This is a genomic window from Pedobacter psychroterrae, from assembly GCF_004331695.1.
Classification (GTDB): domain Bacteria; phylum Bacteroidota; class Bacteroidia; order Sphingobacteriales; family Sphingobacteriaceae; genus Pedobacter; species Pedobacter psychroterrae.
On record NZ_SJSL01000001.1, the window covers coordinates 399,493 to 418,896 of the forward strand.

Below are 19,404 nucleotides of genomic sequence, written 5' to 3' on the forward strand. Positions count from 1 at the left end.
GAGAGCTGCAAATGTATACATTATTTAATTTTTAATATCCACTATACGAAGCTAGTTATAACCCGCAAAGTAAAACACATAACAAGGGTTGTAAAAAACCACCTCGAATGGTATAATACCACTCGGCTTTTAATTATATTTGCTTTATGGATACTAAATTTCAGGAAAGCCCTACTAAAGTTCATCTTGGTCACAATGTTCAACGCGTCAGAGAGATCGTTGGTTATAAACAAGTAACGTTAGCTGAGATAGTCAATCTTAGTCAGCAAAGTATTTCTAAATGGGAACAGTCTGAAGATATTCCTGATGACGTATTGGAAAAGCTAGCTAAAGGATTAGGTGTTACTGCGGAATTCATCAAAAACTTCAAAGAAGAAAAGGCGATATATAATATTCAAACAAATCGGGATGAATCAAAACAGAATAGCCTCAACTATCAGCCAAATATTACTTATGACGCAGCAGATAAATTAGTACAACTTCTGGAACAATTCATCCAGGAAGATCGTGTTAAAACCGAATCCATTACTAACCTAAGCAAAGCTGTACTGGACTTAGCAGAAGAAGTGAAGAAATTAAAAGCTAAATAATAATCACTCAATTCCAGGGTATGGTTATTGTGATGAATATTGTTAAAATTTGTATTATGATCGCTGTAGAATTATCACTTCAACAATTAAAACAAGCTGTGAAGCAGCTTTCGCCTTCTTAGAAACTTGAGCTGAAGATAGTAACAGTATCCGCGGTGTTTCTATAAAATATTCAGTTTCTTTTTGAGGGCTGGGGACAGTGCTGCTTTGGGTACCACCAGACTGATGGTGTTGATGGCAAAGTAAGGTTCGGACACTTCTATGTAACCTGCAAATGGCCCGACATTTCCCCATGAATTTTTGACTTTAAAAAACAATTTTCCGGAGCTTGTTTGATCCAGGCCCACCAGGTGCATCAGGTGATCGTCCTGGGTGGTCAGGTTTTCGTACAATTGTTGTCTCAACTCCTGGCTGTATTCAACTTCTTTGGATTCCGGGCTCAATTTCTCTGACTTAGCATCTGCTTCATCGGCAAAGCTCATGGCGTATCCTTTTTCCTGTTGAAATCCGGAGTTGCTGACATCTGCATCCCACATTATGGTATAACCGTCTTTTAAGGCGCTTTTGGTTAAACTGATCATTTCCTGTACGGGCAGGTTGTAAAAGGAGCCGTTGGCAAAGTTATCCGGTGCTTCCAGAATAAATTGCTGGTAGTATGGGTGATGGGTAAAAGAGCTGATGTTGATGTAGTCTGCCGCCTTAAATTTCATCAGCTCTTTGGCAAAAGTCTTTGGGGTATAGTTTATTCCTTTGTAGTCGAACGTTGCAGGTGGCGTTCCCATGTATTGATCCAACAGCTGCTCATAGCCCCGAAGCCAGTTTGGGTTTAACGGGCGCTGTTTAAGGGTGCTATCCAGGTGGTTCTTTAGGGCAGCTTCCAGGCCAGTATGATCGGGGATCTCTCCGCTCTTACCCTGGAAGACCTCTTGTGGCATAGCGCCGTATTTTTCTGTTGCATTGATCAGGTCATGTCCGAGTCCGCCTTCTCCGAACTGTGCTTTACCCTGGCGCAGGATATAATTCTTCGCTTTTTCGATATAGACGTTCCGTGTCGTGAACATTTCAGAGAGGTTTAGTTCAGCCATTCCTTTACGGATCCCTTCTGACTCAATGAGCGATGTGGTGGAGTAGTTCCAGCAGGTACCGCTTTGTCCCTGATCTTTAATGCCCGTAACCGGGTTATTGGCGATTGGTTTTAAAACTGGTTGCTGGGCTAGTGCGGCACAGGCAAGTCCCAGGGCACAGGCAAGTAAGGTAAGTCTTTTCATCACGATGAGTTAGCTCTCTAAATTAAAAAAAATCCCGGACCTAAGGGCATACCTTGCTATTTATATACGCCCATATAAATAAACCTTACGCTCACAACTATCACACTTGTAACGCTTCACGCGTTTCCAAAAAATTAATTTCATATAGCCTGGCCTGGGAATGCGAGAGGACAACTCCCCCACGTTGCAGGAAGGGCACTTTTTATAGGCCTTTGACCAAAGTAGTTTTTCTTCTTCCATAGGTTTACGACTTGTAATTATTCAACAAAAATAGGATAAGCATGTTGACCAAAACTGACATTAATGTTAATAAATCCGACAAATAGATGCCTAAAAAAATCCCGCACACTCATCATGTGCGGGATTTCAAAGAGCATTAATTTATAAATACTATTTACAGTCTGTTACTACAAATTCTGCATCTAGGTTCATGATTTTAGATCCGGCGTTGTAGCTGCCTGTTACTTTTAAGCCTGCTGCATTGCTAACACTGATACTTTGCGTTCTGTCGATTTTAATTGCTTCAGAAGTATAGGTTTTCTCATCATATACCGCACTGATGCTGTATGTATGACCATTTTTAAGTTTAAGGCTCAGTTTGCCGTTTACCATTTCAACGTCTGATGAACTATTGTCCGTTGCATCTTTTAGGGTCATCCATGTAGTAGGGTAAGCGATGATGTTCTTATTAGTACATTTTGCTACGAAAATAATGTCTGTGTCAACGAAATCCGTAAATGCAGGAGCAGGGATGGTAATGGCTACATCTGTACAGCCTCCAACAGCAGTTTCTAAAACTTTAGAAGAACGGTCTCCTCTACGTGAATATACAATTATTTTACCTGGAAGTAAACGACCTCTTCTTAGTAGTGAAAACGCTCTTGCGCTTCCCGCTCCTACAACACGTCTTACTCTACTTAGATCAGGCGCCAGTTCTGCAAGAACCTGTCCGCTCGCGCTAGCAATTACGATCTGATAACCCACATAGGTATCTTCATCAGCACCTAGTGAGATATTCACACTACCAGAACATTCAGTACTTGTGTACCAGTTTAATGCCCATGTAGATAAGTGATTGATGTTGATCAAAGCCACCAATTTACCACCTGTATTTGACACTGTAGTTGTACCTTCATATTTCCACTGTCCAGTTGATTCGTCTAAGCTCCAAACCGGAATCACGTCCCCAGCTTTAACAGCCAAAGCTGTTGTTGGATTAATCAGCGCAGGATTGATCTCAATCTCTGCAGTTATTGACTTAGAAAAGTTTTTAACTGCTGTACTACCTGCAGTCATATCAATAGAAACAGCACCGGCAGTAATGAAACTTACTTCCCCAGTGATAGGCTGGTTGTTTGGTCCGATTGGATTTACAGCTGTTAACATTGGCGCTACCGCATCCAATGCATCAACATCAGTGGTACCATAATATACCATAGTCGTTTTCAAAGAAGTTGCAGCGATCACTTGCTTATTAGCATCTAACACCTGTGTTCCTGCTGGGATTGCCAATTCTACAGTTTGGGGTGTAGTAGCAGTCACAGCGGTTTCAATTTTTGTTTCTGCTACCGATGCACCACCTGTCAGCGGCTTATCAGTTTGAGATACCGCAGTTCCATCAGCAGGGTTAGCATAGGACAACAAAGGAATTACCACATTGTTGATGTCGTCTGCACTTGTAATGGTGAATTTTTGAAATATTGGCGCATAACCTGTTACATTCGCTGAGATAGTAAATACAACCGGACTGGCAACAGTTGGGTTTGAGAACCGGTTTAGGCTGATAGGAAGTAACCCGTTGCTGGCCACGAAATCCTTTCCTCCATTGTCTGTTTGCACAAAATCTTTACCAGGACCGCCGATCGTTACGGTGATGGTCGCGGGAAGTGCCGCCCCAGCTGTAGGATTAGCTTTTACAAAGCGGATCAGGGTGGCTGATTTACTTAGTGATTCAGTTGCGATAGCTACTTTTATATCTTGTGCTGGGTTTTTACAGCCGTTCATTACCAGAACAGATGTACCGAAAACCATAGCAACGCCTAAAGCAGTTGCTTTATATAGTGAATTGAAATTCTTCATTTTTATATTTGATTGAAAGGAACGTTAATTATTTGATTTTGAAATTGAAGTTTAACTGGATAACAGGAAGGAAGCGATAGCTTTCCATGTTTTTCTCCAGTTGAGTTTCCATCTGCTGGTTTTCAGACAATAGCTTTGTACCAACTACTGTAGATTCAGGCGATTTCAGGAAATAGGTTCCCAGGTCAAGGTTGATATTGAACAATCTTTTAGGAACACTTTTAAACAATCCCAAACCAAGATAAGGCGCTACACCTTTCCATGACAAGTCGATGTCCAGCTGGCCAACTTCTGCTCCGGTTAAGGTCATATCCCCATAGTTATAAGAACCAGTTGGAAAAAACTCAAGCTCACCACCAGCTTTGAATAAATAGCCAAGTCCGGCTACTACACGGAAAGCATTGGTTTTGAACGGTGCATAGTCTGCGAACAAATGTACATTAGACAATTGAGCATTCAGCGTATTTGAAGCGTCAAAACCTGAAAATTTGATGGCATCGTTTACTTTGACAGATGTACTCGTACTACCGCCGAATCTTAATCCGAGTTTTGGTGTCACACCATACCTTACATCTGCTCCAAGACCTTGCGAACCAGCAATTACCTGCAGATTGATTGGATGTTGTTTAAAGCCTGTGTCAAGAACCGACCGGCTTTTTGTTGGCATTACCGCAGCGTCCTGCGCGAAGCCAAGTCCTGCATATGCAAGAGCAAGCATTAAAAGTAGAGATTTTTTCATTACTGTTTGTTTGTTTGGTTATATATTTCCCCTATAGAAAGTAGCAAAGCTATATAGAATATATCAATAAACTACAAAGCTAGATAAGTTAGTAGTCCAGACATATAATCCTGGACTACCACAACTTTGAATTAATAAAAATTCCACAGCAGTGGTTATATGCGAAAAAAAGGGGAAACATGGTCCTTATGACAGCTGGAAATTTGCATTTTTCTTAAATTATGTAGACACTTTGTATACGATGCTGATGGGAGAATATATATCAATCTGGAAATAAGTAAAATAAAATTTACATATTTATCTATAATTAGAGAATTATAGTGAAGAGCCCTATTCATCGCGCAGAACCAATATATGTCGCTGCTATTCTAAATTATTTATCACCATACTACCCGATATCTCCAGATATGGCGGGACAGCTGAACGCAGCGCTATTCCATTTTCCTGTAAAAAAGGGGGATTATTTAATCAGACAGGGAGAACATGCAACTGCTTTCTATTTTATTATAAGCGGCATCGTAGTTGGATACACCACCCGCAAGAAAAAAAAACTAACTACTTATATTTGTGCAGAAGGTGATACGGTTTCCTCAATCAGTGGAATGTACGGCGAAAAACCCTCGGGGGAAAGCGTTTTTGCCATAGAAGATACCATCCTGCTGGGATTACCTGTGGAGACGATACTTGAGTGGATTGAGACTTCATTGGGATGGAACATTATTGTCAGAAAAATTCTGGAAGATTTCTATAAAATAGCCCATGAACGGTCCAATGTCATCCGGATGGGCACAGCAAAGGAGAAATATGATTATTACGCAGCTGAAATGCATGAACATTTCGAGCGCATTCCGGTAGCGTTCATTGCGGACTACCTGAACATCAAATCAAAAACACTGGAAAAACTGCTAAAGGACCGTAAAAAAAACTCTGAACAACTTAATGAAAAGCTTGACCTATTGATCAGAAGCTATTTGGTAGACGAGGAAAGTTTCAGAAAACAGGGTCTTACACTTACAAAAATGGCTAAAGCATTGTCTATTCCCTCCCATCAATTGTCGCACTTCATCAACTCCCGATATAAGAAAAGTTTCAATGCCTTAATCAACACCTACCGGGTCATCTATTTAAGGAACAGACTTCAGCACGATTTCGCATGGCAGCATCTAAAAATTGAAGCACTGGGAATTGAAGGTGGATTTTCTTCCAGAAGTGTATTCTTCTCAGAGTTTAAATTGCGAGTTGGCATGAGCCCCGCAGAATATGCCAGATCGATAAAAAACGTTAGTCTACAATGAAAAACCATCACATTTTAAGGGTTTTGCTTGGCATGTTCTTGATTTCTGCAGCACTACACACCCAGGGACAAATCACCTTAACCAATACTCCCTCTTTAATGTTAAAAGAGTATTTGGTATTGCCTGACTCCGGATACAGCTTTAACCAGATACTCAAAGACCGCTCGCTGGTATTCAAACCAGATTCAATAAGGGCTTCGGTAAGTGACACCTATTGGGTCAGACTGGTGATCCATAATCCCTATCCCAATGAGGAGCATTACCTGATTTCCCTCTCCCAGCCCCTAAACTATACCCTATATTATGTTAAAAGTGGAGGCGAAAAATGGGAAAATCAAAGAGCAGGCCTAAACTCACCTAACAGACAGCGCTTCATAAATTCAATCCTCATCGCTTTTAAGCCATTGGAAACAAATGTCTTGTACCTCAAGCTAGACCTTCGAAACATTAAAAAGCATGGGTACATGGGCAAGCCTGCTGTCATTTTGGAAAAAGAGGTGATATTCAATGCCGAAGAACGCTTTATAAAGTTATTCTTCTATGTGTGCTGCATCGCATTAATAGCCTTTTCCTGCTATAATTTCTATATCTATATTCAACTAAAAGATAAAGCATACCTCTATTATGTAATCGTACAAATCGGCGCGCTGGTATTTTTTATTGGAGACAACCTGTATATGAACGTGCTGTTCCCGCTGCGTATGTATAGTTTAATTGCGGGACCAAATGGCCGGATACTCTATTATAGTCTAAATGATTTTGCGGAGCATATCGGAGTGGCGATTATCTTTTGGGGCTTTATCCAATTTACCCGTTCTTATCTTGGCGTAAAAGCAACAATGCCTTTTCTCGATAGGCTATTGAACTTTCTTAGCTATACATACGTCATTCTGGAAGCAGTGCCAGCTTTAGTAACCATTACAGGGATATACTATTTAAATATGTCAATCATTGACAATATTTTTATACTGATCATTGTCGCGACTTGCCTCTCAACCGCCACAATTGCCTCACTACATAAAATAAAAGTGGCCCGGCATTTTTTATTGGCAAATTTACCCCCGGCAGTTTTTACCGTAGCAGCCTCTTCCCATATCTTACTCTATAAAGAAAGCAGTGCAATATTTCCCACACTGGCCATTTTATCGCAGATATTTACATTCGCAGTGGCGTTGGTAGCCCGGATAAAGTTTATTAATAGTGATCTGAACAGCAAAGCAGAAGAGGCCATGCAACTAAAAATGGAGATGACTTCAGCTGCATACGAAAGACTATTAATGGAGCAGAAAAACTTGCACATGGCTTTGAAGATGGAACTTGAGAAAGAAAGAAATGACTTGTTGCAGCAAAAACTGGAGGCAAACCAGCGTACGTTGGCCGGCAATAGCCTGCACCTTCATCAAAAGACCAAATTATTGTCGGACCTGAAGACACAACTTCAGCACATAGACCCACTCAATCCACTCGACAAACCTGAAATTTTAAGAAATATTAAGTCCTCGTTAAAAGACAATCAATACCTGGACGAAAATTGGGATGATTTTAAATTACATTTTGAGCAAGTGCACCCAAGTTTTTTTGAAAATTTAACAGCTACCTATCCTAGCCTGACTCCTTATGAATTAAGACTATACGCTTACTTCCATATCAACCTTTCTACCAAGGAAATTGCCGCACTATTAAACATCGCCCCTGCGAGTGTAAGGCAGGCAAAAACGCGTTTGCTAAAAAAAACCAGGTCGGTGTAGATACTTTGTATACACTTTCTATTAAACTTATTGACTTTAATTATCGTTCTTTGGAGCGCTGAGAATTAGACTTGAGATAGCGTGATAGTAGTCCTGATTTATAATACAGGACTACAACAAAATCAAAAATTTGAAACTAAACCATATCTTTAAGAAACCCACCACCACAAACAATAAACTTTTTATACCAAATTAAACTATATGGAACCTTACATTGGAGAAATTAAACTATTTGCAGGCGACTTTGCCCCACGGGGCTGGTTTTTCTGCGACGGAACGTTATTAGACATCAACTATTATCAGAAGTTGTTTTCATTAATTCAGACCTACTACGGCGGGAATGGCCAAACTAACTTTGCTTTACCAGATCTAAGGGGCCGCGCACCAGTACAGCCTGGTCAGGGACCAAATCTAAAAGTAAACTACGGTCTGGGCCAGCAAGGGGGTAAAGAAGAGGTAATTTTGTCCCAACAGCAAATGCCTGCTCACTCTCACAGCTTAAAGGCGGTTTCGGCCGGCGCAAATCAATTCGCACCGGAAAATAATTATCTGTCGATTACACTTGACAAAACAACGGAACAACCGACGAATTCCTATAATGACGCAACAGTAGCAGGTGTAACCTTCGGTAATTTACATACAGCCAGTGTGGTCCCTGCAGGTGGAAGCACGCCAGTAAACATAGTTTCGCCGGTTTTAGCAATTAACTACATTATTGCCTGGGAAGGTATTTATCCATCAAGACCCTAAGTAAAAATTATCTTAATTAATAAACATGTAGCGGGCTTCTATCATATAGAAGCCCGTTCTCATTAAAAATGAGCCTAATGTAGACACTTTGTATACACTTCCAGATAAACACATTGGCTTTTGAATGTCGTTCTTTGGTGATCTGAAAAAAGGGGTAATGCAGGTAATATAAATTGTAGTCCTGATATATAATGCAGGACTACAATTAAAATAATTACCTATTAGCAGTACTTACCTTTACATCAGGTTATTAACCTTTATTACCAAACAAAAATCACCACCATGATTACACTTCTACGCTCGTTCGCATTGCCGATAAAGCAAAAGGCTTCCATTTCGATTTGCGGACTGATACTATTTTTGCTGTTTGCGGCAGAGAAAAGTAATGCCCAGGTTTATTGGAGCACCAACGATGGTAACGTTAATTCGACAGTAAACGACGCCTATTATAAAATGGATTACAGTGGGGCTAACAAGTCAACGATATCTGCAAACCTGATCAATCTTACCATAGGTTTTGCGATAGATGGCAACAATAACCGGTTGTTTGCTTACGAGGCAAAGCCGGGTGCTATAGGCATTAAAGTGCTCAATTTAACCACAGGTGCTTTAATCCGAACGATCGCTTTACCTGCTGATGTATTTGAATTACGCGACATGGAGTATGACCCGAGAACCGACTACCTTTATTATACCAGTGAAGGTGGCAATGGCAGCGGGACTACCGGCGGGACTGCAGTATCAGCCGGCGATGCAATTTATCGCGTACATGGTGATGGTACAGGCCAGGAAACAGTTGTCTCCTCATTATGTAAAAATCCGTACAGACTAGAGTTAGACAAAGTTAACAATAGGTTGATCGTTTTCCAGGCTAACTTCTCAGAAAGACGTTTATACTTTGTAGACATCGCTTCCAGAGCGGTCACTTTCAGCGCGTTCGCAACATCGATTAATACGATATGGGATATTGCCTATGATGAAACTACAGATGAGATTTATTATTTATGTGAAAATGGCAGCGCAGCTACACTACACGCAAATGATCAGCTAAGAAAACAAAAATCTGATGGCACGAACGATGTGGGCTTAATAAGCACATTCGTATATTCTCCTTACCGAATTGCGCTGGATAAGGGCAACAACCGGGCATATGTATCAGATGCTTATTATGCGCAGGCAAAAATTGTTGCGGTCAATTTAACTAATAATACCTATTCAACAGTCTATACAGCTAATCAGGTACAGAACGGAGAAACGATCCAACAGCTTCGTGTTCCAGGAATGCCTAGCGTAAGTACTACAGCGGCTAGTTCCATCACAGCTACATCAGCTACCTTAGCTGGGAACCTCGTTTTGGGCTATGGCTTAAGTACAGAACGCGGGGTTGTTTATAGTTCGACAAACGCAGCACCTACTGTCAGCGACTCAAAAGCTGTAATGGCTACCACCACCACAAACGGTGCCTTTAGTGCCAGCATAACAGGGTTAGTCACTTCAACCACCTATTATGCACGGGCATATGCAGTGAATGGTGCTGGTACAAGCTATGGCCCTGCAATTACTTTCACAACGCTGTCAAATGACAACAACCTTTCCGGTCTTAGCATTAGCGCTGGTACATTAAGCCCTTCATTTTCTGCCGGGACAACATCATATTCGACTTCAGTAACAAATGGCACCTCTTCTATCACTGTAACACCGACTAAAAACAATGCGAATGCCAGCATTAAGGTCAACGGTACAAATGTAAATTCTGGTTCGGCATCTGGCGGCATTTCGCTGGGCGTTGGGAGTAATACGATTACTGTTTTGGTAACTGCTCAAGATAATAGCACCAAAACCTATACGCTTACAGTAACCCGCGCAAAAACCCAACAAACCATTACCTTTAGTGCTTTAGCTGCTAAAAACTATGGTAATGCCGATTTTGCTCCGGGAGCTACTTCTTCTGAGGGATTAACTGTTAGCTACAGTAGTGACAATGCTGCTGTCGCAACAATTGTGAACAACCAAGTCCACATTGTTGCTCCGGGCACAGCAAATATCACCGCTTCGCAGGAAGGTGATGCCACAAGGCTTGCCGCTACTAACGTCGTACAGAGCCTTACTGTAGATAAAGGAACCGTTACTGTGACTGTTAATGCGCAAACAAAAGTTTATGGCAATAACGACCCAGTGTTTACCTATACTACAACAGGTGTAGTTGGAACCGATGCGGCTACAGGTTCATTAAGCCGGGAAGACCCAAATACCAACAAATTTGTTGGTGTATATGCCATTACCCAAGGCACGTTATCTTATGGCGACAAATATAATATTACTTATGTAGGTGCGAACTTAACCATCACCAAAAGGCCGTACACAATTAAACCCGTTGGAGCTACCAAAGTATTTGGTGAGGAAGATCCATATTTTATTAGTTTTAACTCAGAAGGAACTACGCTTGCGGCCGGAGATGCGACAACTGGGCCTTTTTCCCGCAGCCCTGGCGAAAATGTAGGTATTTACGCTACACTAATAGGGCAAAAACGAGTTGTAAGTACCAGCACTTTCGCTGATGTTACCAGTAATTACAACATCAACTTTATATCTACCAATACTTTTGTGATTACCCCAAAACAGGTTAATGTTACTGCTAATCCTGCAGCTAAAGCCTTTGGTACTGCAGACCCTGCTTTCACTTATGCAGTCCAATCAGACATCACTGATGCTACATTTACAGGGAGCTTAAGCCGGACTGCCGGTGAAGACCCAGGTCAATACGCAATTACTCAAGGAACACTTGCAATCAATAGCAACTATACTTTTAACTTCATTTCGGACAACCTTACTATTGGCCGCCAGACGCTGGTTATAACTCCAAATGCAGCAACAAAAGTATATGGCGAGCAAGATCCTGAATACACCTTCAGTTCAAATGTTCCGATTGTAGGAAATGCTACTTTTACCGGAACGCCAAGCAGAGCGGAGGGTAAAAATATTGGCATATACAACATTACTGGCCTGGGCACAGTTGCGCTGGATAACCCGAGATACACTTTAAGTTTTGCTCAGGGTGGAACGTTAACCATCACTAAACGCCCGCTTACATTAAAACCAGTACCTGCAACAAAATCTTATGGTAATGCCGACCCTGTATATCCTTATCAAATTGCAAATGGCACATCAGTCGCACCGGGTGAGGGAATGACCGGTGTTTTTGGCCGAGAACCTGGCGAAAATGTAGGCACGTATGCATTGACTTTAGGTCAAAAAACACCAGTAAATATATCCGATGGCGTATATACCAAAGACAATTACGATATTACTTTTATAAGTGACAACCTGACCATTACTCCAAGACGCTTGGATATTACGGCAACAAACTTATCCAAATCTTTCGGGGATGAAGATCCTTCATTAACCTACAACATCAACCAAACCTTAGTGGATGGCGATACGGCAAGCGGAAATCTGGCGAGAGCTGTTGGTGAAACCAGGGGCGGCTATCCTATCAATCAAGGTACACTTTCCTTTGGCAATAACTATCAAATCTTCTTCAACGGTGGAACTTTTACCATCGGGAAGAAAACGATTGATGTAGCATCCAACGCGCTGACTAAAACTTATGGAACCGGTGATCCGGAACTAACTTATACCATATCAGAATCACCCGTTGGCGAAAGCTTTACCGGAGCGCTAAGCAGAGGGTCTGGAGAATATGTTGGTACTTATGCAATTTCAAAAGGTACGCTTTCATTGAGCGACAACTATGTCATAAACTTTACAGGTAACGATTTTAATATTAACAAAGCGCTGCTCACTTATGTGGCAACACCAGCAACAAAACCTTTTTACACTGCTAATCCAACGTTTACAGGTAGTGTCACTGGCTTTGCATACGGGGAAACTATTGAGACGGCCACTACAGGAACACTTGCATTCTCAAGCTCGGCATTGTTAAATTCACCAAGAGGGGTTTACCCGATTACAGGAGCAGGACTGAGCGCCGGGAATTATGATTTCATTCAGGCAGCAGGAAACAGCACGGCGCTGAGCATTGTTGCCTCAGCTGACAATACACTTTCTGCCCTAACGGCTTCGAAAGGTACGCTTACTCCGGTTTTTAGTCCTTCTGTACTGAATTATGGTTTTGGAGTAGCAAACAATATCACCTCTTTTGACCTATCGGCAACGCTAAACAGCAGCTTTGCAACAGCTACCTTAAATGGAGTGCCTTATGTATCTGGCAGCACTAAAACGCTCCCACTTATAGCAGGTGGTAACCAGTTTGATATTGTTATTACCGCGCAGGATGAAACTACTCAGACCTACCGGTTAAACATTTACCGTGCCTATTCGACCAACAACCTGCTGAGCAGCTTGGTGGTGAATGGCGCAACCCTAACTCCGGCTTTTGATCCAAATGTGATTACTTACCATGCCTCTGTACCACATAGTACGGCGAGCGTGAGTATGTATGGTATTGCGGCAGACAGCTCTGCCGTTGTCAAAGGATATGACGGAACGGTAGCGACTGCAGAAAATCCGTTTACTTATGAGCTTTCTGTTGGCGAATATGCTTATAACCTTACGGTTACATCGGAAAACGGAGATAACCGGTTTTATACGGTGATGATAGACAGGGCGAAATCACCTGATGCAACTCTGGCCTCTTTTGGAAGTGAACTGGTTACAATGACCAGTCCGATCGTTGATGGTACTTTGAATTACAGCGGAACGGTAATCCATACTACCAGTAATGGCCGTTTTAACCCGGTTACTACGAGCGGCAGGTCTAGCTTAAAAGTATGGGTCAACGATCAGCCGGTAGACAGTTATGGCGGTTACTACATGGTATTTGGATTCGGCACCAACAAGCTGACTGTCGAGGTAACGTCCGAGGACGGAAATAATGTTAAGACATATACCCTGAATGTTGTTAGGGAAAAATCTAATAATGCCAGGCTTGCTAACTTATACATTCCATTCCTGGAAGGTGGCCTTGATCAAAGCTTTGACGGAGATGTATATGCTTATACGGCGAACATGGCTGATTCCATATATACAGGCCTTCCTTTAAGGCTTCATGCTGAAAATGAGTTTGCGACAGTTAAAGTTAACGGAACGGCCGTGCCAAGGTTCCAGGATTATCAGATGGTTTTACACGGCGGGCCAAACACCTTCAATATCGTGGTCACTTCACAGGACGGTAGCCAAACGAAGACTTATCAGTTGGTATTTACCCGTGGGGGAACGCCACCGCCTGCAAAATCACCCATTGCCAGGTTATCCTCACTAAACGTGTCAGCAGCGCCGAGCTTCTCAAAGAACTTCAACTTCTCTTATGAAGAACTAACAACGGTAAATGCGCCTAATAGTGTGGCTTCTGTGAGGTTCTTCTTAAACAAGGAACATCCAAATTCAACAATTACCCTGAATGGGGCTGCTTATGATGCAGATCTCAATGAAAGTGACCTGCATCCGATTGCCGTAGGGGATAACCTGTTTACGGTAGTGGTAACCGCAGAAGACGGGTTAGTCACTAAAACTTATGAAGTACATGTGAACAGGCTGCCTTATGTGAATGTAGACCTGGCTTCCCTTTCCATCAACAGGGGACCTTTAACTCCAGCTTTCTCAGCAGCTACCACCACTTATAATGTATCAGTACCTAACAATGTGGAGACTGTCACTGTAACCCCTACTGCAGCTAATGCAGGAAATACCGTTCAGGTGAATGGAACGACGATTGATGCGGCTAATCCAACTGCTACAGTTAACGTGTTCACAGGCCCTCCAAGCAGGATCAGAACAGTCGTAAGGTCAGCAGATGGGGTAACTACTAAAACCTATACCATAGTCGTAACACGTTTACCATCCGATGATGCAACCCTTAGCAGTCTGGGTGCAAGCAGTGCGGTGAGTCCCGTATTTTCTGCGGCAGTAACAAACTATACCGCAACCGTGGGAAGTGCTGTTACTACCTATACAATAGCACCGCTGGTAAACCATCCAGGTGCGAACGCTGTGGTTACGGTAAACGGAGCACCATACAATTCAGAGGAAACTCCGGAGATCGCACTGGAAATGGGCCTGACAACTATCGTGACTACAGTAACAGCGAATAATGGGGTGGCAACTAAGACATATACTTTAAAAGTGTATAGGGGATCAAATGTTGCTACAGCATCCCTGGCACTTGATACCAAGACCCCTTTGACTGTGACAACCGGAACAGGATACAGAAATTTCGTTACTTCTGTAGATTTCAACGCTACTTCAATCAGTGTGAAACCAACGTTGACAGACCTAAATGCTATCGTAACCGTAAATGGCAGCATGGTGGTATCTGGGGCATTCTCTGAACCTATCACTTTAAACCCTGATTCAACTTTGATCAATATCCTGGTAACAGCCCAGGATGGGGTAACCACAAAACTCTATACCATAAATGTGAAACGCGAAGGGGCTAGCATAGCAACCGCTTCACTGGCACTTGACACAAAAGATGCCCTGACAGTGACAACCGGAACAGGATATAGAAATTTCGTTACTTCCATAAACTTCAGCACTACAGAAATCAGGGTAAAACCAACCCTGACAGATCCAAATGCTAGTGTAAAGGTAAACGGCAGCCTGGTAGCATCAGGGGCATTCTCTGAACCTGTCGCTTTAAGCCCCGGTTCAACTTTGATCAATATCCTGGTAACAGCTCAGGATGGAATAACCACAAAACTCTATACCATAAATGTGAAGCGCGAAGGGGCTAGCATAGCAACTGCATCACTGGCACTTGACACAAAAGCTGCCCTGACGGTGACAACCGGAACAGGATACAGAAATTTCGTTACTTCCATAAACTTCAGCACTACGGAAGTCAGGGTGAAACCAACCCTGACAGACCCAAATGCTACTGTAACGGTAAACGGCAACCTGGTAGCATCAGGGGAATTCTCTGAACCTGTCACCTTAAGCCCCGATTCAACTTTGATCAATGTCATGGTAACAGCCCAGGATGGGGTAACCACAAAACTCTATACCATAAATGTGAAGCGCGAAGGCACTAGCATCGCAACTGCATCACTGGCACTTGACACAAAAGCTGCCCTGACGGTGACAACCGGAACAGGATACAGAAATTTCGTTACTTCTATAAACTTCAGCACCACCGAAATCAGGGTAAAACCAACTCTGACTGACCCAAATGCTACTGTAACGGTAAACGGCAGCCTTGTAGCATCAGGGGAATTCTCTGAACCTGTCACCTTAAATCCCGATTCAACTTTGATCAATGTACTGGTAACAGCCCAGGATGGCGTAAGTACAAAACTCTATACCATAAATGTAAAGCGCGAAGGGGCTAGTATAGCAACTGCATCGCTGGCGCTTGACCCCAAAGCTACTTTGACCTTGACAACCGGAGCAGGATTTAGAAATTATGTTACTTCGATAGATTTTAATACTACTTCAATTAGTGTAAAACCTACTTTGACAGATCCAAATGCTACTGTGGTCATCAATGGTGTTGCTGCTACTTCAGGGGTATTCTCTGCACCAATATCCTTGAATGTAGATTCTACAATGATCAATGTAGTGGTAACAGCACAGGACGGGACAACTATTAAAACCTATAAGATCAACGTGAAGCGTACTGGGGCTAGCATCTCGACCTCGGCTTTCACTATGAGTACGAAAACCGCACTCACCATTACTACGGGAACAGCTTACAGAAACTATCTTACGACTGTAGAAAATAACATTAATACCGTAATGATTAAGCCAAAGCTAACAGATACCAATGCTTCTATAAAAATCAACGGTCTTAATGTGATCTCTGATACATTCTCTGCCCCTATAAGCTTGAACGCAGACACAACTAAAGTAGAAATCGTGGTAACAGCGCAGGACGGCGTTACTACCAGGACTTATGGCATTAACGTGAAACGTAAGCCGAACAACACCATCATGGTCAACAAGGACAAGCCGGAAAACAACCTCATCCCAACAGATAGAGATGACGATCAGCAAAGCGGAAAAATAAGCGTGCTGGTACACCAGGGACTATCTCCTAATGGGGACGGAATCAATGACTACCTAGTCATCGACGGGTTAGACCAATATCCGGATAATAAGATCTCCATCATCAACTCTAAAGGAGTCCTTGTATACAAGACCTCAGCGTACGGAACCAACGGAAATGTGTTTGACGGACATGCAAATAACGGAACTATGCAGGTACAAGGAACATACTACTATATCCTGGAATACAAAAAAGGTAAAAATAAAACCAGAAAAACAGGGTACATAATACTCAAATATTAACCCTAAAGGTTCAATGCATTATAAAAAATCATTCCTAACCCTGCTGCTGATGTTATTAATCAGCAGCAGGGTTTTTTCTCAGCAACAGATATACACCTACAGCCAATATGCTGACAATCTAACACCTATTAATGCTGCTTACTCGATGCTGGACAAATCTGGCTCAGTAAGTGTATTAGGACACAGGCAGTTTATCGGTATTGAAGATGCGCCGAGCAGCCTGCTGTTTAACGGAAGTTTACCAATAAGCGCTATAAATGCTGCGACTGGGATTTATCTATTAAACGACCTTACCCCATTAGTGAGACAGTTGGAAGTCAATGCCTTTTTTGCAAAGAGCATACAAATAACTGGGAGCCAATACCTATCGGTTGCCATTAATGGTGGATTGCGCAATTATGCTGCAAATTACTCAGCGCTTGATGCATCAGATCCAGAGTTTATGACAAATGTGCGTGACACAAAACCCAATATTGGTTTTGGGATCATGTACTATAGTGAAAAATTTTACCTGGGCCTTTCTATGCCGCAACTTACCTTTGGAGCGCTGGAAACAGCACAACGATCACAAACCGACTATTTAAAAAGCCATTACTATTTTTCAGGTGCTTATATCTTCAATATTGCACAAGACTTCAAACTGAAGCCCGCAACCTTGGTGAGTTATGCGAAAAACGGACCTGTGACCGCAAGGATATCAGGAACACTGTATTTGGCTGATAAACTTGGAGTCGGCTTTGCTTACAGCTCTGAAAAAACCATAGCGGCTATCCTATCTGTAAATTTTAACAAATTTAAGATCGGCTACAGTTATGAAACAGGCGCTGCGGGAAGCAATAGCTCAGGAGGCATTAACAATGCAAGAAACGAGATTAGCTTTTCCTACCAGTTCGGGAAACCTCTATCATCTAAACTTCTTTAACTTTAGCCCTACCACCGGTACATCAAACCTAATTTTAGATGAAGGTTGTCCGCATCTTGCTTATCAGATACCCAGAATAAATTAGGGTCTTGATTTTCTACCCGATATTGATAGTTAAATGAATGTGTATAAATCATCCTAGCATTGAGAACAAAGTGCTTGTAGTCCCAGTCCAAATTACCTCCTAGTCCAAGATCTACCCAATGCCTGCGAGGTTCTATCTGACCCGCTACAGCGCGGTAATATAGTCCGTTATTATGTACACGGCGCTCAGCTAAAAATCCGATTCTTTTTAAACCTTTTACCCATGCAACATCAACGGACTGTAAATTATCTGGTCCAATTCCAGCTCCAATAAATTGACCCTTATTTGTATATCCATGATTTAACTGTGAATGCGAATACCATATTCCAGTCGGCCTCGAGGCTTTAGAACCTGCGGGTTCAAGTTGAGTAAGTTCTATTCCAACCTGAACAAATTCCTCTAATCTTGATTTGAATGGGATTAACTTCCGAAACCCTGCTACATAAGCACGTGAATACTCAGGTTCTGCAAAAGCATCCCGAAAGTCCCATGCATGGTCTTCTCTGCCAAATTGAAAATAAATTTCAGAATTTGACTCAGGCATCAGCCATCGGGCAAATAAAGAGAAAATCTGATCTCTTCGATAACCGTCTTCAGAATTCTCCAATGTTTCGTCATTTTGAAAACCTTTCTTTTCTAAGCCGGAAAATAATGGAAAATAATCTCCTAAACCAGTGCCCATTTCACTTCTATAAGTTGTAAACGTGCGATCAAAACCAAGATATAATCCAGAAACCCATTTAGGCTGATAGACGAATACAATTCCAGAAATGTATCGCCAGTCATCAAACTTTGAATATTTTAATCCAGAGGGCGGCAGGATTCCTGATCCTTCAAGCCGTCCCCCAATTATCTGGGACTCAAAGGAGCCTATAGGAGTTTGAATAGGGCGGATAGTATTGACAGTAGCATGCAGAAATCCTGGTGCATTGTTACTCATTAATAAGGAATTTCGAACACCTGGCCCCCACCATAGACTTTCGTTAGAAACCCCAATGGCTACAGAACCTAAATCAAGTTTTATGCTGCTTTGTCCCAAATTAGCCTTACTATAGCTATCATTTCCAATGCGCTCTGGTGCATCAATACGGTTGTAATAATTAGCGATGGCACTTTTAAATGCCGTCTCATTATCTGCCTCATAAGTCTGCAAAAAATAAGGATTGGCTGCATATACAAATTCGGGCCTTAACTGAATCTTCAAACGGCCGATTTTAGCAAAGACCCCGGCTGACAACGATGTTTGATAGCCTTTGGCTGAAATTATCGCCCCATCGTTCCAACCATATGGGTGATGTGAATTTATCTGCTGCTGCCATACCACCGGCAAAGCACGGACTTCTATATTCCCCTTTGGGTTCTGCCATAATACTTTGTTCCAGTCATTAAAGGTTTTGCCATCTACATCTCCCGGAACAAGTAAATTGTTCAATCCGCTGAGGTGCACAGGCCTAACCATAAAGGATATTTTGGAACTATCCTTTCCAAGCAATTGCTGTCTCCTGTAAAGATCATCCGTATTGTCAAGCAGGCCCACAGGAAGTGTCTGAGCGTTTACCAGTTGCACTGATATAAGTAATAATGAGAGCAAAAAGAGTAATCTTAATTTCATAATCTTATAAAA

At 42.2% G+C, this 19,404-nt stretch carries 10 protein-coding genes; 6 read left to right on the forward strand and 4 right to left on the reverse strand.

The window, feature by feature from the left end; translation table 11 throughout:
- Positions 1-146: 146 nt before the first annotated feature.
- Positions 147-590 (forward strand): helix-turn-helix domain-containing protein, encoded by a 444-nt coding sequence (locus tag EZ437_RS01720; RefSeq protein ID WP_131592628.1) that lies wholly within the window; start codon positions 147-149, stop codon positions 588-590.
- Positions 591-751: 161 nt separating this feature from the next.
- Here the strand turns inward: EZ437_RS01720 and EZ437_RS01725 are convergent, their stop codons facing one another.
- The 3 genes from EZ437_RS01725 to EZ437_RS01735 all read right to left on the reverse strand — a co-directional run bounded on the left by EZ437_RS01725 (position 752) and on the right by EZ437_RS01735 (position 4,676).
- Complete coding sequence (locus EZ437_RS01725; RefSeq protein ID WP_131592630.1) at positions 752-1,858, reverse strand: C1 family peptidase; 1,107 nt, start codon at positions 1,856-1,858, stop codon at positions 752-754.
- Positions 1,859-2,248: 390 nt separating this feature from the next.
- Positions 2,249-3,937, reverse strand: a complete 1,689-nt coding sequence (locus EZ437_RS01730; RefSeq protein WP_131592632.1) for a hypothetical protein — start codon at positions 3,935-3,937, stop codon at positions 2,249-2,251.
- A gap of 28 nt (positions 3,938-3,965) precedes the next feature.
- Complete coding sequence (locus EZ437_RS01735) at positions 3,966-4,676, reverse strand: hypothetical protein (RefSeq protein ID WP_131592634.1); 711 nt, start codon at positions 4,674-4,676, stop codon at positions 3,966-3,968.
- 407 nt (positions 4,677-5,083) lie between these two features.
- Here EZ437_RS01735 and EZ437_RS01740 point away from each other — a divergent pair, with 407 nt between their 5' ends.
- The 5 genes from EZ437_RS01740 to EZ437_RS01760 all read left to right on the forward strand — a co-directional run bounded on the left by EZ437_RS01740 (position 5,084) and on the right by EZ437_RS01760 (position 17,695).
- Positions 5,084-5,971, forward strand: a complete 888-nt coding sequence (locus EZ437_RS01740) for a cyclic nucleotide-binding domain-containing protein (RefSeq protein ID WP_131592636.1) — start codon at positions 5,084-5,086, stop codon at positions 5,969-5,971.
- Positions 5,968-7,719 (forward strand): 7TM diverse intracellular signaling domain-containing protein, encoded by a 1,752-nt coding sequence (locus EZ437_RS01745; RefSeq protein ID WP_131592638.1) that lies wholly within the window; start codon positions 5,968-5,970, stop codon positions 7,717-7,719. Before EZ437_RS01740 ends, EZ437_RS01745 begins: the two co-directional genes overlap by 4 nt.
- 201 nt (positions 7,720-7,920) lie before the next feature.
- Positions 7,921-8,469 carry a phage tail protein gene (locus tag EZ437_RS01750; RefSeq protein WP_131592639.1) on the forward strand — a complete coding sequence of 183 codons (549 nt, stop codon included), beginning with the start codon at positions 7,921-7,923 and terminating at the stop codon, positions 8,467-8,469.
- 282 nt (positions 8,470-8,751) lie between these two features.
- Positions 8,752-16,773, forward strand: coding sequence for a cadherin-like beta sandwich domain-containing protein (locus EZ437_RS01755; RefSeq protein WP_131592641.1), 8,022 nt, complete (start codon positions 8,752-8,754; stop codon positions 16,771-16,773).
- 13 nt (positions 16,774-16,786) lie between these two features.
- Positions 16,787-17,695 carry a PorP/SprF family type IX secretion system membrane protein gene (locus EZ437_RS01760; protein WP_131592643.1) on the forward strand — a complete coding sequence of 303 codons (909 nt, stop codon included), beginning with the start codon at positions 16,787-16,789 and terminating at the stop codon, positions 17,693-17,695.
- Between the two features lie 8 nt (positions 17,696-17,703).
- Here EZ437_RS01760 and EZ437_RS01765 read toward each other — a convergent pair whose 3' ends face one another.
- Positions 17,704-19,392 (reverse strand): capsule assembly Wzi family protein, encoded by a 1,689-nt coding sequence (locus tag EZ437_RS01765; protein WP_165500320.1) that lies wholly within the window; start codon positions 19,390-19,392, stop codon positions 17,704-17,706.
- Positions 19,393-19,404 lie beyond the last annotated feature (12 nt).

Excerpts from the sequence above, each read along its gene's own strand:
- EZ437_RS01720 (WP_131592628.1), top strand. The coding sequence starts at position 147 with ATGGATACTAAATTTCAGGAAAGCCCTACTAAAGTTCATCTTGGTCAC.
- EZ437_RS01725 (WP_131592630.1), bottom strand. The coding sequence starts at position 1,858 with ATGAAAAGACTTACCTTACTTGCCTGTGCCCTGGGACTTGCCTGTGCC.
- EZ437_RS01730 (WP_131592632.1), bottom strand. The coding sequence starts at position 3,937 with ATGAAGAATTTCAATTCACTATATAAAGCAACTGCTTTAGGCGTTGCT.
- EZ437_RS01735 (WP_131592634.1), bottom strand. The coding sequence starts at position 4,676 with ATGAAAAAATCTCTACTTTTAATGCTTGCTCTTGCATATGCAGGACTT.
- EZ437_RS01740 (WP_131592636.1), top strand. The coding sequence starts at position 5,084 with ATGGCGGGACAGCTGAACGCAGCGCTATTCCATTTTCCTGTAAAAAAG.
- EZ437_RS01745 (WP_131592638.1), top strand. The coding sequence starts at position 5,968 with ATGAAAAACCATCACATTTTAAGGGTTTTGCTTGGCATGTTCTTGATT.
- EZ437_RS01750 (WP_131592639.1), top strand. The coding sequence starts at position 7,921 with ATGGAACCTTACATTGGAGAAATTAAACTATTTGCAGGCGACTTTGCC.
- EZ437_RS01755 (WP_131592641.1), top strand. The coding sequence starts at position 8,752 with ATGATTACACTTCTACGCTCGTTCGCATTGCCGATAAAGCAAAAGGCT.
- EZ437_RS01760 (WP_131592643.1), top strand. The coding sequence starts at position 16,787 with ATGCATTATAAAAAATCATTCCTAACCCTGCTGCTGATGTTATTAATC.
- EZ437_RS01765 (WP_165500320.1), bottom strand. The coding sequence starts at position 19,392 with ATGAAATTAAGATTACTCTTTTTGCTCTCATTATTACTTATATCAGTG.